This is a genomic window from Mycobacterium sp. IDUB_37, assembly GCF_055419245.1.
Genome location: NZ_JBVAXG010000001.1, coordinates 467,323 through 480,769, shown reverse-complemented (window position 1 = coordinate 480,769; position 13,447 = coordinate 467,323). Strand labels below are relative to the sequence as shown.

15 protein-coding genes and 1 pseudogene are annotated in these 13,447 nt (G+C 65.2%); 7 read left to right on the top strand and 9 right to left on the bottom strand.

Annotated elements, in window-relative coordinates:
• Window positions 1–45: 45 nt before the first annotated feature.
• The 3 genes from ACZY1I_RS02315 to ACZY1I_RS02305 form a co-directional block, all read right to left on the bottom strand.
• Complete coding sequence (locus ACZY1I_RS02315) at window positions 46–1,149, bottom strand: anti-sigma-D factor RsdA (protein WP_463752653.1); 1,104 nt, start codon at window positions 1,147–1,149, stop codon at window positions 46–48.
• Entirely contained in the window at window positions 1,142–1,717 is a 576-nt protein-coding gene (locus ACZY1I_RS02310; RefSeq protein ID WP_463753470.1) for a sigma-70 family RNA polymerase sigma factor, read from the bottom strand. Before ACZY1I_RS02310 ends, ACZY1I_RS02315 begins: the two co-directional genes overlap by 8 nt.
• 80 nt (window positions 1,718–1,797) lie before the next feature.
• Entirely contained in the window at window positions 1,798–2,625 is an 828-nt protein-coding gene (locus tag ACZY1I_RS02305) for a hypothetical protein (RefSeq protein ID WP_463752652.1), read from the bottom strand.
• A 669-nt stretch (window positions 2,626–3,294) separates the two neighbouring features.
• On the opposite strand from ACZY1I_RS02305, the gene ACZY1I_RS02300 reads away from it, so the two are divergent.
• The 4 genes from ACZY1I_RS02300 (at window position 3,295) to ACZY1I_RS02285 (ending at window position 5,814) form a co-directional block, all read left to right on the top strand.
• Window positions 3,295–3,603 (top strand): WhiB family transcriptional regulator, encoded by a 309-nt coding sequence (locus ACZY1I_RS02300; protein ID WP_463752651.1) that lies wholly within the window; start codon window positions 3,295–3,297, stop codon window positions 3,601–3,603.
• 138 nt (window positions 3,604–3,741) lie between these two features.
• The gene (locus ACZY1I_RS02295) at window positions 3,742–4,566 is read left to right on the top strand and encodes an SDR family NAD(P)-dependent oxidoreductase (protein WP_463752650.1); all 825 of its coding nucleotides are present in this window, start codon (window positions 3,742–3,744) and stop codon (window positions 4,564–4,566) included.
• On the top strand, window positions 4,559–5,038 hold the full coding sequence (locus ACZY1I_RS02290; protein WP_463752649.1) for a nuclear transport factor 2 family protein: 480 nt from the start codon (window positions 4,559–4,561) through the stop codon (window positions 5,036–5,038). Before ACZY1I_RS02295 ends, ACZY1I_RS02290 begins: the two co-directional genes overlap by 8 nt.
• Complete coding sequence (locus ACZY1I_RS02285; RefSeq protein WP_463752648.1) at window positions 5,035–5,814, top strand: SDR family NAD(P)-dependent oxidoreductase; 780 nt, start codon at window positions 5,035–5,037, stop codon at window positions 5,812–5,814. The genes ACZY1I_RS02290 and ACZY1I_RS02285 overlap by 4 nt, the downstream gene beginning before the upstream one ends.
• A gap of 7 nt (window positions 5,815–5,821) precedes the next feature.
• Here ACZY1I_RS02285 and ACZY1I_RS02280 read toward each other — a convergent pair whose 3' ends face one another.
• From ACZY1I_RS02280 to ACZY1I_RS02265, 4 genes are all read right to left on the bottom strand, one after another.
• Window positions 5,822–6,409 carry a TetR/AcrR family transcriptional regulator gene (locus ACZY1I_RS02280; RefSeq protein ID WP_463752647.1) on the bottom strand — a complete coding sequence of 196 codons (588 nt, stop codon included), beginning with the start codon at window positions 6,407–6,409 and terminating at the stop codon, window positions 5,822–5,824.
• A complete protein-coding gene (locus tag ACZY1I_RS02275; RefSeq protein ID WP_463752646.1) occupies window positions 6,393–7,112 on the bottom strand; it encodes an IclR family transcriptional regulator in 720 nt (239 codons plus the stop codon). Before ACZY1I_RS02275 ends, ACZY1I_RS02280 begins: the two co-directional genes overlap by 17 nt.
• Before the next feature lie 346 nt (window positions 7,113–7,458).
• Window positions 7,459–8,382 carry an LLM class F420-dependent oxidoreductase gene (locus ACZY1I_RS02270; protein WP_463753469.1) on the bottom strand — a complete coding sequence of 308 codons (924 nt, stop codon included), beginning with the start codon at window positions 8,380–8,382 and terminating at the stop codon, window positions 7,459–7,461.
• A gap of 41 nt (window positions 8,383–8,423) precedes the next feature.
• Window positions 8,424–8,801 (bottom strand): alpha/beta hydrolase fold domain-containing protein, encoded by a 378-nt coding sequence (locus tag ACZY1I_RS02265; protein WP_463752645.1) that lies wholly within the window; start codon window positions 8,799–8,801, stop codon window positions 8,424–8,426.
• 23 nt (window positions 8,802–8,824) lie between these two features.
• On the opposite strand from ACZY1I_RS02265, the pseudogene ACZY1I_RS02260 reads away from it, so the two are divergent.
• From ACZY1I_RS02260 to ACZY1I_RS02250, 3 genes and pseudogenes are all read left to right on the top strand, one after another.
• A pseudogene (locus ACZY1I_RS02260) lies at window positions 8,825–8,948 on the top strand (alpha/beta hydrolase fold domain-containing protein); the annotation flags it as partial.
• A 297-nt stretch (window positions 8,949–9,245) separates the two neighbouring features.
• Window positions 9,246–11,297 (top strand): hypothetical protein, encoded by a 2,052-nt coding sequence (locus ACZY1I_RS02255; RefSeq protein ID WP_463752644.1) that lies wholly within the window; start codon window positions 9,246–9,248, stop codon window positions 11,295–11,297.
• A gap of 12 nt (window positions 11,298–11,309) precedes the next feature.
• Window positions 11,310–11,747 carry an OsmC family protein gene (locus tag ACZY1I_RS02250; RefSeq protein ID WP_463752643.1) on the top strand — a complete coding sequence of 146 codons (438 nt, stop codon included), beginning with the start codon at window positions 11,310–11,312 and terminating at the stop codon, window positions 11,745–11,747.
• Here ACZY1I_RS02250 and ACZY1I_RS02245 read toward each other — a convergent pair.
• Both ACZY1I_RS02245 and ACZY1I_RS02240 read right to left on the bottom strand, forming a co-directional pair.
• On the bottom strand, window positions 11,744–12,952 hold the full coding sequence (locus tag ACZY1I_RS02245; RefSeq protein ID WP_463752642.1) for a thiolase family protein: 1,209 nt from the start codon (window positions 12,950–12,952) through the stop codon (window positions 11,744–11,746). The genes ACZY1I_RS02250 and ACZY1I_RS02245 overlap by 4 nt on opposite strands.
• On the bottom strand, window positions 12,949–13,368 hold the full coding sequence (locus ACZY1I_RS02240) for a Zn-ribbon domain-containing OB-fold protein (protein WP_463752641.1): 420 nt from the start codon (window positions 13,366–13,368) through the stop codon (window positions 12,949–12,951). The genes ACZY1I_RS02245 and ACZY1I_RS02240 overlap by 4 nt, the downstream gene beginning before the upstream one ends.
• Window positions 13,369–13,447 lie beyond the last annotated feature (79 nt).

Here is a 13,447-nt window from a genome sequence, read left to right as displayed (position 1 = left end):
ATCTCAGCGATCGACAGGGCTTCGTGCTGTCGCAGCCCCGTGGACCTAAGGCTTCGGGCTTGTCGGGATCGGTGCACCCGGCGTGGCCGGCCCTGAAGGCGCCGCCGCCGGCGTCTCGGTGGTGTCCGTCTGACCCCGATGCCGGTGTTTTGCTTTCGTCGTTGTGGTCGGCGTGTCTGTCGGTGACGGCGCTGCCGACGGCGTGGGTGTCGCCACAGAGGACTTCGGCGCGGTCGTCGTCGGCGTCGGGCTCGGCGAGGAACTCGGCAGTGTTGTTGGCGACGTGCTGGGCTTGGGTGGCGTTGTGGTCACTACCGGTGCCGAGGTCGTAGGAGCCGGCGCGACGGTACTGGTGCGCTGGTTCGGCGGCGGTGCCACGGACGGGGGCTGCGGTCGGCCGCTGGGCGCAAGCGGCGGCGTCAAACTCGGAGCCAACGGCGGCGTCAGACTCGGGGCTAGCGGCGGCGTCAGTTGGTTTACCGGCGCCTGGACGGTCGGCGCAATAACTTCCGGATTGGGTTGCGACGCCGGCTTCGACGCCTTCGGGTCGTGCTTTTCGACCTTGGTGTTCAGCTGATTGACCTCGTCGAGCAGACCCTGCCGACGGCTGCCGTCGTTGACGCTCTGCAGTGCGCTGCTCACCTCGTTCAGCTGACTCTGCGCCTGGTCCCACTGGCCCTGGGCAATCATCTGCTCGGCCTTGGCCAGATCGGCCTTGGCCGACAACTCGATTTGGTCGTCACTGACCCGCGGTTCGTTGAACATCATCGCGTGCAGGCCGTACAACAAGTCGCCAGGACGGGCGTCGGCCACCACGGCGCCGAACCCACTGAGCATCAGCAGCGTCGCAGCCACCGACCCGACGGCGGCCAGGCCGCGGTGACCCGTCCGACGGTCGCGCATACCTTCGCGCAGCGCCTCTTCGGCCTCCTCCTGCGACACCAAGGCACTTGCCGGCGGCCACCGAAGATCATCACGCCAGTCGCCGAGCAGCAGGGCCAACGCGTGGTCTTCGATGTCGTCGCCATCGCCGAGGCCGACATGTGCACGTGCGGCCAGCGCGTTCAGCAGTAGGTCGGTCTGGGCCAGCTCGTCCAATACAGGCTGGTCCCCACGGGCATTACCGGAATCCGATCCTTGATTACGCATAGTCACCTGCCGCGACGATTTCGTCTTTCAACCGTTGGAGTGCGCGGTGCTGAGCCACCCGAACCGCGCCTGTAGTGCTACCGACCGCCGCGGCGGTCTCCTCGGCGCTCAGGCCGACAACTACTCGGAGGATGAGAATCTCGCGCTGCTTGGCCGGCAAGATCTCGAGCAGATCATTCATCCGGCTGACCGAATCGGCCTCGATGGCCCGCTGTTCCGGGCCCGCATCCACTGACCGGCGCTCGGGAACCTCTTCTGCCGGATAGGCCAGATCACGACCCGCGGCGCGGTGCGCGTCGGCAACCTTATGAGCGGCGATGCCGTAGAGAAACGCCAGGAACGGCCGTCCTCGATCCCGGTAACGTGGCAGCGCCGTTATGGTGGCCAAGCACACCTCCTGAGCCACGTCGTCTGCGGACAGACCGCCCCGATCGACAGTGCCTACTCGCGCTCGGCAATACCGCACGACGATCGGACGAATCGTCTCCAGCACCTCCCGAAGCGCATTTCGATCCCCTGCAGCGGCCGACACGACCACAGCGTCGAGACGTTCACCCTGCATTGTCATCGACGGCGGTTTCTCCAAAGTCACGGACGGGATACATCCCGGGCTAACTTGCTGCTCGACAGTAACGTCCGGACAGAAATTCAGGCGGTACGCCAGATTCCTCCCAAACGTTGCACCTCACCTGCGCAAATATCCCGAATTTTGGCGTGTTCGGGCAGTACTTGTTCCTCAACCGTGACGCTTCCGGTATCCACTAGCAAGCAAGAGAGCGCCCAACGCAGCGGGATCAGTCCTAACGGCTCGGTGGCCTGCAATGCCGCACGGGCCACCGAGCGCGCCCGCGTGATGTTCCCGGCACTGCACAGCGCGGCCGCGAGCACCACATCACTCTTCACCCGGTGCCGCGCTGAGCCGCCGGTCATATCCCGGGCCAACTCGACGGCCTCCTCGGCGCGGCTGACGGCGGTTGGGCCATCGCCGGACACCATCGCCAGCTCGGCTCCCACCCATCGCCGGCGTACCGCCAGCCGGTCGGCGGTCCGCGCCGGCAACCCGCCTGACGCGAGGGCCGGTTCCAGCAGCGCGTCGGCGCGGGTCAACAACGTCGTCGCAGCGGCGAACCGCCCGATGCCCAACGCATCGGCCGCAAGCCCGACCAGCGCGTCGGCGCCGGCCTCCGGATCGTCGCCGGCCAATGCGAAAGCGCGGCCATCCCAGCCGCGAGCCCGGGTGTGCCAGCCCAATTGCCGCAGCAACGATCCGTGCGTGCTGTGCGCCAGCGACGCCAGCGGGCCGGCTTTGAGCTGCCGCCGCAGCATCGCCAGGTCGGCGTAGGCGCTGCCGTACCGACCCTGGCCCCCGGCGGCAACGGCACGCAGCCATAGTTCGCGTGGCGTGGTCGCGTTCGGCAGCGGCCAGACATCGGGGCGGCCGCCGAAAGCCGCATCCTGCAGCGATGTTTCACTCACAGTGATAGTTGCACCTTCGACTGAATTTCATTGCGGACTTGGAACGACCATGGTAAACGCAAGCGGCACAACGACTGTCCCGCATTGCGGGGCGTGCGAACAGCACGGTCGCCGACCACTGGAGGTCGGCAAGTTTTCGGCCAGATGCCGGGTCTGCCCCTGATGGCCGTGCGCTCGACGCGCGCGAGTCGTCGGTGCATGGGACACTCAGACGTTGGCGTGACCTGTGCTTGCGCCTTGACAGACCCCGAAGTAGGAACCACCGCTCCAACGGCAGAACTGCAACGAGTTCCAATCACCGTGATATCTGCACCGCGTCGGTAAATAGTTTGTGCGCTCTGTGTTACCGGAATATTACTCACGGGCAGTTGTGCGCCAATTACAGCTGGCCCACAGCACCCCTGTGACCTGGTAAAACGTTATAACAGCATGATCCCGTTAGCACATCTAGCCTTCGGCAATAGCGTGACAGATGAACGCGAAGTTAATTCTCCTACAACGGGCAAGTATTTCGCCACATACCGCGCCTATTGACGGAAATTCGTTAGCGCCCCTAGCGTCTATGTTGTTCGGTGTAGTCATCGATGACGCCACGCCAATTCAGTTGCACAACGCGTCCGTTCGCGAGCCTGCCCATCTCAGGTGTGCCATGCAGAGAGGGAATCAGCTATGCCACAGCCGGAGCAGCTACCTGGACCCAACGCCGACATCTGGAACTGGCAGTTACAGGGTTTGTGCCGCGGTGTCGACTCATCGATGTTCTTCCATCCCGACGGTGAGCGTGGCCGTGCGCGCATGCAGCGCGAGCAGCGCGCCAAGGAGATGTGCCGTCGCTGCCCCGTGATCGACGAGTGCCGCACGCACGCGCTGGACGTCGGCGAGCCCTACGGAGTTTGGGGTGGGTTGTCCGAAGCCGAGCGCGACATGTTGCTCAAAGGCTCCATCGGACGCAATCGCGGTATCCGCCGCTCGGCATAGTTGCTGCAGGACGACGCAGGCCCGGGGTGATTTACCCCCGGGCCTGCGTTTCTTTGTGCCCCCGCCGTACCGACGACCAGGTACCGATGAACGGGACTAGGTCTGCGCCCACGCAATGCTCTGGGCGACGATCCAGACATGACTAATCTTTCTGACTACGGGCCGTGGGCGGTAGTGGCGGGCGGGTCAGAAGGTGTCGGCGCCGAATTCGCAACCCAGCTGGCCCACGCCGGTGTCAATCTCGTACTGATCGCCAGGAAGTCAGCGCCGCTAACCCAGACCGCCACGGCGTGTCGCCGCCGCGGCGTCGAAGTCCGCACTGTGCCGCTCGATCTGACTGCCGCAGAAGCTGTTTCGCAGATCGTGGCCGAGACCTCGGACCTCGAGGTCGGTCTCTTGATCTACAACGCCGGTGCCAATACCTGCAGTGAGCACTTCCTCGACGGCGACCTGGCCGAATTCGGACGGGTGATCGACCTGAACATCGGCACCATGCTCGCGCTGGTGCAGCACTTCGGCCGCTCGATGCGGCAGCGCCGCCGCGGCGGCATCCTGATGGTCGGATCGATGGCCGGCTATCTGGGCTCGATGCGTCACACCGTTTACGGCGGGGTGAAAGCGTTCGGTCGCGTATTCGCCGAAAGCCTGTGGCTCGAGCTACGCGAATACAACGTCGATGTGCTTGAACTGGTACTCGGCGTCACCCGCACCCCGGCAATGGAGCGGGTTGGCCTGAACTTCGATGTGCCCGGCATGCGCGTCGCCGAACCTGCGGACGTGGCCCGCGAGGGCCTTGCTCAACTTCGCAATGGACCTGTCCATGTGGCCGGCGGCAATGGCGACGATGTTGCGCGACGCAACGATCCCGACCGGGCCAAGGTCGTCCTGGGCACTCACCGCTTCATGCAAAAGCTGATGGGGCCCTCCAAGATCGGGATAAGAGATCGGAAACCTGTTGACTGACGAACGATTAGCCGAGCTCGAGCGGCGCTTACAACGCATCGAGGACGAACGGGCGATCGAGCGTTTGATCGCCTCGTACGGCCCCCTCGTCGACGCCGGGGACGCCGAGGCGGCCGCCCACCTCTGGGCGACCGACGGCAGCTACGACGTCGAAGACTGGAAGATGCACAGCCGCGCCGACGTGGCCGCGATGGTGCGCTCGGACGCCCACCAGGGATTGATCCGACGCGGTTGCTGCCATTTCCTCGGACCCGCTGTCGTGACCGTCAACGAAGACGACGCGGTGGCCGTCTGCGAATCGCTGCTGGTGGTCCATCGCGGCGAACGCTTCGTCGTAGCACGCGGGGGTGCTAATCACTTTGCGTTGCAACGCATCGAGGATCGTTGGCAGATCGTGGCACGAACCACGCGAGCACTGGACGGCAAGGCCGAGGCGCGGAGCCTGTTGGCGACCGGAGTGGCGGGGCGATGAGCGGGCAACTCAACGGGAAAGTGGCGCTGGTGACGGGAGCCGGCGCGGGCATCGGCGCCGGCATCGCCTGTCGGTTTGCCGATGAGGGCGCGAAAGTGGTTGTTGCCGAACTCGATCCGGATGCGGGCCGAACCGTCTCCGAGCAGGTCGGCGGCGTGTTCGTCGCCACCGACGTCTCGGACCGCGCACAGGTCGAAAATGCCGTGCAAACCGCACTTTCGGAGTTCGGCTCGATCGACATCCTGGTGAACAACGCCTGGGGCGGCGGCGCGATCGGCCGGGTCGAGAAGAAAACCGACGAACAACTGGCACAGGGCATCGCCGTCGGTTACTACGGCCCCTTCTTTGCGATGCGGGCCGCGTTCCCACATATGAAAGAACGGGGCTGGGGCCGGGTCATCAACATGTGCAGCCTCAACGGCGTCAACGCCCACATGGGCTCGCTGGAGTACAACGCTGCCAAAGAGGCTTTGCGCGCGCTGACCCGCACCGCCGCCCGCGAATGGGCGCCGACAGGCGTGACCGTCAACGCGATCTGCCCGGCGGCCAAGAGCCAGGCTTTCTTTCGGGTCATCGGCGAACACCCGGAACTGGAAGCGCTCGCCGATGCGGCCAACCCGATGGGGCGGATGGGCGACCCGTATGACGATATCGCTCCGGTAGCAGTGTTTTTGGCCAGCACCGGCTCGAGCTACCTGACCGGCAATACGCTGTTCGCCGACGGCGGCAGCCACATCAACGGCTCGCCGTGGGCACCCGATCTCGACGCCGGGTGAACCTGAATCACTCCCACATCCCCGCCATCAGCAGTCGGCAGGCCCGCCGGACATCGGAAACTGCTTGCCTAGAATCCAATTCACCACCGACCGTCCAGGTCAGGATGCCGAAGGTCACCTGTTCCACCAACCGCGCGATGCCATCCTGTTCGGCGGTGGGACTGCGTACACCGGCCGTCCGCAGAATGAGTTCGCGCATCGAATAGTCCGACGTGGCGTCGGATCGCGCGCGCACGGCCTGTGTCGAGGTGATCATCGCGTGCGCCAGGTGCGGATGCTCGAGCATAGCGGTGCAGGCGTCGCCCATCAGGTCGGCGACGTCTGACCCAGGATCACCCGAAGTCGGTTCTGGCTGAACGAGATTCAATACCTGCGCAGACAGGATCGCGGCGAACACGTGATACTTGGACGGGTAGTACCGGTACAGGGTGCGCAGGGCGACGCCCGCCGTCGCCGCGATTTCTTGCGCGGAGATTCGCTCGATGTCGCGATCGGCACCCAATCGGGCCGCGGCACGCAGGATCGCGTCTTGCCTAGACTCCTGGGTCTTGGTGACCGGAGTCGCGGGAGCGCGGCGCTCACCGATGCGCGGCATGCCGCAAGCTTTGCCGGACCCGGGCTGCCGCCGCCCGCACCAACGGCTTGTACGACTCGAGGGAGACAGTCGCGGGTACGACGACGCCTACCGCCGCTCGGGCATTGATCGGTGCCGCCACCGATCCCAACGCGGGACCGTAGTCGCCGATCCGGTGCACTACCTCGTTGCGGCGGATCCGATGCAACTCGAAACCCAGTTCACCACTGAGAGTTTCGTCGACTTTGGCGGCACGCAGGTGGTCCAGCACCTGCTCGGGCTTCAGCATGGCCAGCACCGCAACCCCCAGACTGGTCCGGTGCGCGATGGCGCGACTCCCGACCTGCGTGGGAACTGCAATGGCGGTGTCACCCAGCTTGTCCAGGTGCATGATGTGCCCGCGGTCGAGCACGCCAAGATGCACGACCCCGGCGGTGCGGTTCTGCAGTTGGCTCAGCACCGGCGCGGCGGCGGATCGCAACCGAAGGTCGGCAGCGTCACCCCATGACATCGCGCGCCGGCCGAGTAGGTATCCGCGTTCGGAATGCGCTGCCCAGTCCAGGCGCACCAAGTGCTCGAGGATGCGATGGGTTGTGGAGCGCGGCAGTCGGGCACGCGCCGCGACGGAGTCGAGGCCCAAACTCGTCGAGCCATCCAGAACATCGACGATCGCCGTGATGCGGTCGACCATCGAGGACCCGGCTCCAGTCACGGCAGCCGTCATGCGCCACCACCCATCAGAGGCACGAATTGCTAACGAGAATTGATTCTACATAATCGCCACGACCGAGGGTGACGCGGCCGAGCGAATGTTGACCAAATATCTGTTCCGCAGTAGAGATAACTATGCGAACTTCGATCCACCTTCGGTGACCACGTGACCACGTCCGTCGGAGACGACCAAGATCTTCCCGTCATTCCGAGACCGCGATCCGCAAGCTGCCCGCTGGCGCCGCCACCGGAATTCGCCGAATGGCGGGACTCCGCGGGTCTGCGACGGGTGATGTGGCAGGGCAGGCCGACCTGGTGCCGGTGACTTGGTGAGTACTGCGCCCGAAGTCAGGCCTCGATCAGGCCTGGACCAGTGGCCGCAGCGCCTCGCCGACCTCGGTGACGATGCCCGGCGTGTACCCGTGCGTCGGGAGATTGATGATCAGGCCGTCGATGCCGACGTCGAGCACCCGCCGTTTGATCTCGTCGGCGATCTGATCTGGAGTCCCGATGACCGCCCGCCCGCCGCGCGCCTCGCCGATGTCCGGAGTCGCTCCGTCCCTGTCGACCACTACCGTCAGCAACGAGCTGGTCTCCAAAGTTGCCGGATCACGGTCGATTTCGCCGCAACGTTGCTGCAGCACCTTCAGCTTGGCCGGCAGGGCGTCGATGTCGGCGATGATGTTGAGGTGGTCGGCGTAACGAGCGGCAAGCCGGAAGGTCTTCTTCTCACCGCTACCGCCGAGCATGACCGGGATGTGATCCCGATAGCGGGGCTCGTTGATGGCGCTCTCGGTGCGATACCACTTTCCGGCGAAGCTGGGACGCTCGCCATGAAACATCGGGAGGATGATCTGCAGCGCCTCCTCGAGTTTCTCGAACCGCTCTGTGAAGGTGTCGAAGTCGAAACCGAGTTGTTGGTGTTCCAGCTCGAACCAGCCCGCCCCCAGGCCAAGGATTCCACGTCCACCGCTGACGACATCCAGAGTCGTCATTGCCTTCGCCAGCAGGGTGGGGTTGCGGTAAGTGTTGCCGGTCACCAGAGCGGACAGCTGCACCTTCTCGGTGGCGGTGGCCAGCGCGCCCAGCGCCGTGTAGGCCTCCAGCATGGGTTCGTCGGGTTCCCCCAGTCCGGGCAGTTGATAGAAGTGGTCCATCAGCAAGACGGTGTCGAATCCCACGGCCTCGGCCTCTCGGGCCTGAGCGATGACGGCAGGAAACAATTCGGCGACCGGCGTGCCGTAGGAGAAGTTGGGAATTTGCAATCCAAGGCGAATAGTCACGCTCAGGTGCAACGCCACCGGACGCGGATAACATTCCGCGATTACAGACAAGTCCGCAGATGTTCTTCCGCGCTGGCGTGAAATGCTTTCAATGACAGGGCTTTCGGTGCGATCGCATCCGCCCCGTGGTACATGCCCGCAACGGTGACCAGGGTGCACGGCACGCCGTCGGCCTGCAGTCTGGTGGCGTAGTCGACGTCCTCGTCGTGGAACAAGTCGAGCTCACCTACCCCCACCCAGGCCGGGGCCAGCCCGGAGAGGTCTGCACGTCGCGCCGGTGCCGCGTACTGCGGCGCGTCCGACATCCGCGGTTCACGGCCCAGGTAACTGGTCCAGCCAAATCTGTTGGACGCGGGCGTCCACACGAACCTGCCACGTCCGGCGTGGTCCTCCCGCAGCACAGCGCGGTCGTCGAGCATCGGATATACCAGCACCTGAGCCCTACCGGCTGGCGCCCGAACATCCATTTCCGGCCGGCCTCGACGACTGCATGGCCGCGTTGCGGTGGGGCCAGTGCCGGTGGCGGCCTGGCCGCGGCGGTCGCCCAGCGTAGCCACGACGAGGGCATCCCGTTGCGCGCTCGGTGACGGACACGCCGCGGCCCGACGGCGTACAGATCCGCGAGTTCATTCTGAACAGCGGCAGCAGCCGGCGACTTCGCGTTTCAGGCAGGAACGCCAGCAAGGGATTTCGCAGATCTGATGCCACCTCGGCCATGGCCTCCCGCGCGGCGATATGCCGTCGCGCCGCTGCCACTGCCACCGTCACAGCGGCCACCGCTGCGAGTCGCTTCACGGGGGCAGCCTAACCCGCTGTGACCCACTACGCTCAGAGCCGAGTCTGGCACCGACCCGGGAGCACCAATGAGCAGCGCCGCATCCCAAGGCCCGACGGCCGCCTCGACCTGGCTGGCTTTGGGCGGATGCCCGATCAGCGACGAGGTTCTCGAATGGCCGCCCGATTTGTTCGCGCTCACCGACGTGATATTGGACGTCACCCAGGCGTACCGATTTGTGTTGTCCCCTCCCGGAGACGCCACCTGGCCGCCCGAACGGTTCGGCAATTGGGCGCAGGCCGTCGAAGATGCGGGCCGTGATTGGAGTGGTTGGGTCGAGAATCCCGACGGCGCTGCCCTACCCGAGTTGCTCGCGCGGCAATGGGCGATCTTTCGCGAGCAGGTGCCGATGCCGCTCGAGCAGCTCGCCGACGGCCGCCAATGGCCGATGTGCGAGGCGCTGCTGACACTGCATGCCATTGCCGACGAGGCCTGCGCCGGGTTGGGAGTGGCACTGGCTCGGCCCGGCGATCTGGGAGCGGTCTATCGTGCCCGTGGACGCGAGCTGTTGGCCAGGACCGGATCGGTGGCGCGGATCCACCCACAGGTCCTACGGGTGTTACCGAAGGTGCGCACATCGCCGAACGGGACCGCGTTGGGCGCGTTTTCGCGCTACGCGTGTGTGCACCGTCCCGGCGCGCAGGTCCGGTGGTCGAAGATTCCCGCCCGGCACCGCGGCACCGATCCGCAAGCCGAGTACGCCAACGTGCTGTTGCTGCCCTGGCCGATGCGGGTACGGGAGTCGGACTTTCGGCCGGTCGAGGGTTCAGTACGCAGGCTCACCGACGAGCCCTATGGCTATTTCGAGTTCGCGCCGGCCGAGCGAATGGACCTAGATCTGTTGGACCGCACGGTCCTTGCGGCACGCGACGAGGTCTCCAGCGTCGATGTGGTGGTCCTACCGGAGAGCGCTGTCGACGAGAGCGAGATCGAGGGTATCGAAGCCGTTCTGGACCGCCACGGTGTGACGATGTTGATGACCGGTGTCCGCCAGCCCGCCCCCCAACCGGGGCGGTTGCCGGGCAACTGGGTGCATCTCGGTGTCAGCCCGATACTCGAAAAACGCGTCGCAGCAACGGGATCGAACCGTGAGCAGTGGTTCCACGTTCGCCAGAACAAACACCATCGATGGTCGCTGGACAAGTCCCAGATCTACCAGTACCACCTGGGCGGTGCTCTGCATCCGCACATCCTGTGGTGGGAAGCGATGGACGTCGCGCGTCGGGAGGTGCAGATCGTCGAACTCGGCGAGGAACTGACTCTCGTCTGCCTGGTGTGTGAGGACCTCGCCCAGCGCGACGACGTCGCGGAGGTGGTCCGATCCGTCGGCCCGACAATGGTTTTCACGCCGCTGCTGGACGGTCCGCAGCTGACCTCACGCTGGGCGGCCAGGTACGCCAGTGTGCTCGCCGACGACCCAGGCTCCGCGGTCGCGACGTTGTCGGCCTACGGCATGGTGCAGCGGTGCCGTCCGCCCGGTCAATCGTCGTCGCCGGTGGTCGGGTTGTGGAAGGACCCGGTTCGCGGAATTCGCGAGGTTCCATTGGAGGCCGGCGCCCACGGTGTCTTGCTGACGATCTGTGGCGAACGCGCGCTGCGCCGCACCGCCGACGGGCGTAAGCCCATCGACAACGCCATCCACTATTTCGACGTTTCCGTGCACCAGATACACGCCACGCCAACGGGTTCCGGGGCACCTCCGGTACCCGACGCCCCGCCGCTGCCGCGCGCACTCGAAGTCGAGGACCTGACGGTCCTGACCGGTTGGGCCCAGGCTGTGGCAGAAGCACTCGGGCAATCCCCGCAGCGCGTGGCCGGTCTGCTGGATGAGGCGCGTCCCGGCGCGGCCTGGCGAACCGCACTCAACGTCGCTGAGCCGTCGCCACAACTCGGCGAGGCGCTCGACATCATCTCCGAGGTGGTGCGAACAAGCACGCCCGATGACGGTCCGCTGACACTCGATGCGCTGATTGCGGCGACGGGTCAGAACCGTTCGGACGAAACGAGACTCGTCGCATTGGTTCGGCGGGTGCTGCGGTCAACACTAGAACAGCGGCGCAGCAGACTGGCGCCCCAATAGGAGGAGAGTCGCGTGACAACCGAGGGCACGGTAACCGTAACCGAGTCAGGTTCGGGCACCTACACACAACAGATCACCGCCGGCAACCACCAGCTGATTGCCGACGAGCCAACGCCGATCGGCGACGACGACGGTCCGACACCGTACGATCTGCTGCTCGCCGCGCTCGGAGCGTGTACGTCGATGACGGTGCGGATGTATGCCGACCGAAAGGGCTGGCCACTGGAACAGGTTCGAGTGACGTTGCAGCATAAACGGATTCACGCGCAGGACTGTGCCGACTGCGAGACCACCAAGGGCTTCATCAGCCAAATTGATCGCGACATCGAATTGACCGGCGACCTCGACGACACTCAGCGGCAGCGGTTACTCGACATCGCCGATCGTTGCCCGGTTCATCAGACCCTGACTTCGGAAATCCACATCACCACGACCTTGGCAGGCGGTTAGACCGTCGACTTCTCCAGAACGTGCACCCCGCACGCGGAACCGAGTCCGATCACATGGGCCAGGCCAACTTTGGCATCGGCGATCTGACGCTCGCCGGCCTCGCCGCGCAGGTGGTGACAGATCTCCCAGACGTTCGCGATGCCGGTGGCCGCGATCGGATGGCCCTTGGATTCCAGCCCGCCGGACACGTTCACCGGGGTCGAACCGTCGCGCCACGTCGCGCCCGAGTTGAAGAAGTCCGCCGCGCCGCCCTCTTCGCACAGCATCAGGTTGTCGTAGTGCACCAGTTCGGCGGTGGCGAAGCAGTCGTGCAGTTCGACGAGGTCGAGGTCGGCGGGCCCGATCCCGGCCTGCTCATAGGCGATGGTCGCGGCTTTGCGAGTGAGGGTGTTGACGTTCGGCAACACCTGGCAGCCCTCTTCGTAGGGATCGGTCGTCAGGACAGACGCCGACACCTTCACCGCACGCCTGCGCTGCTCGAGCGACAGCGTCTTCAATATCTCTCCGCTGCACACCACGGCGGCCGCGGCACCGTCACAGTTGGCCGAACACATCGGGCGTGTATTCGGGTACGCGATCATGACGTCGCTCATGATCTGCTCCAGGCTGAACCGCTTCTGGTACGAAGCAAGCGGATTCAGGGTGGAGTGAGCGTGGTTCTTCTCGCTGATCTTGGCGAACAACTCAAAGCTGGTGCCGCCGTATTTGTGGCCGTATTCCATCCCGATCTGAGCGAAGACGCCCGGCATCGTCTCGGTGCCGATCCTGCCGTCAATCCCCGCCACCGCTCCATACCGGCCCGCCGGCGTCCAGGTGTCGGCGTCCTTCTTCTTGGCTCCGCCTGCCAGCAGGCCGGCACCCGCGAGTTTCTCGACGCCGACCGCCAGGCCGTAGTCCACCTCCCCCGCCTTTACGGCCATGATCGCGGTGCGCAGTGCGGTGGCACCGGTCGCGCAGGCATTGGCGACGTTGTACACGGGAATGCCCGTCTGACCGATCTGTTTTTGAAGTTGTTGGCCGATACCGGCATTCGCGTTCATCAGATTGCCGGCGGCGATCACACCGATGTCGGCCATGGTGACCCCCCCGTCGGCGAGCGCACCCGTGGCGGCCTCGGCCGCCAAGTCCACGGTGTCCAGTTGCGGGTGCTTGCCGAACTTGGTCATGTGGATGCCGAGGATCCAGACCTCACTACTGGCGCTCATCTCTGCTCCTGTTGCTCGTTGCCGGCCGGCTCGAAGCCGAAGCCGACCGCCACGGTTCCCTCGGAGTCGGTGCCGATCGAGTGGGTGGCCAGACGGACTTTCATGCCGTCGAAAACGTGCGCCGGATCGGGTTCGACGTTGATGAGGTTGGCGCGCACCTGGGTTCCGTCGCAGTCGACCACCGCAGCCACGAACGGGGTCGGAATCCCGGGCGCTGCGAACGCGACGATGGTGAATGCGCGCACCGTGCCTTCGGTCGCGATCGGAACGGTCGCGAATTCCGAGGCGAAGCACTTTGCGCACGCGTTACGCCGGTCGAAGAACCTGGCTCCGCAGTTGGCGCATTCCTGCGCGATCAGATGCGGATGGTCCCCGTCCAAGACCAGATAGTCGACCAGCGGTATCTGTCCGGCCATGGGCACCTCCGTCGTTGGATCCTTCGACGGTAGCGCTTGTGCAGAATGCCGATCGGTTGGGCCCTGGTCCCGATGGTCG

Excerpts from the sequence above, each read along its gene's own strand:
- ACZY1I_RS02315 (WP_463752653.1), bottom strand. The coding sequence starts at position 1,149 with ATGCGTAATCAAGGATCGGATTCCGGTAATGCCCGTGGGGACCAGCCT.
- ACZY1I_RS02310 (WP_463753470.1), bottom strand. The coding sequence starts at position 1,717 with ATGACAATGCAGGGTGAACGTCTCGACGCTGTGGTCGTGTCGGCCGCT.
- ACZY1I_RS02300 (WP_463752651.1), top strand. The coding sequence starts at position 3,295 with ATGCCACAGCCGGAGCAGCTACCTGGACCCAACGCCGACATCTGGAAC.
- ACZY1I_RS02295 (WP_463752650.1), top strand. The coding sequence starts at position 3,742 with ATGACTAATCTTTCTGACTACGGGCCGTGGGCGGTAGTGGCGGGCGGG.
- ACZY1I_RS02285 (WP_463752648.1), top strand. The coding sequence starts at position 5,035 with ATGAGCGGGCAACTCAACGGGAAAGTGGCGCTGGTGACGGGAGCCGGC.
- ACZY1I_RS02280 (WP_463752647.1), bottom strand. The coding sequence starts at position 6,409 with ATGCCGCGCATCGGTGAGCGCCGCGCTCCCGCGACTCCGGTCACCAAG.
- ACZY1I_RS02275 (WP_463752646.1), bottom strand. The coding sequence starts at position 7,112 with ATGACGGCTGCCGTGACTGGAGCCGGGTCCTCGATGGTCGACCGCATC.
- ACZY1I_RS02265 (WP_463752645.1), bottom strand. The coding sequence starts at position 8,801 with ATGCTCGACGACCGCGCTGTGCTGCGGGAGGACCACGCCGGACGTGGC.
- ACZY1I_RS02255 (WP_463752644.1), top strand. The coding sequence starts at position 9,246 with ATGAGCAGCGCCGCATCCCAAGGCCCGACGGCCGCCTCGACCTGGCTG.
- ACZY1I_RS02245 (WP_463752642.1), bottom strand. The coding sequence starts at position 12,952 with ATGAGCGCCAGTAGTGAGGTCTGGATCCTCGGCATCCACATGACCAAG.
- ACZY1I_RS02240 (WP_463752641.1), bottom strand. The coding sequence starts at position 13,368 with ATGGCCGGACAGATACCGCTGGTCGACTATCTGGTCTTGGACGGGGAC.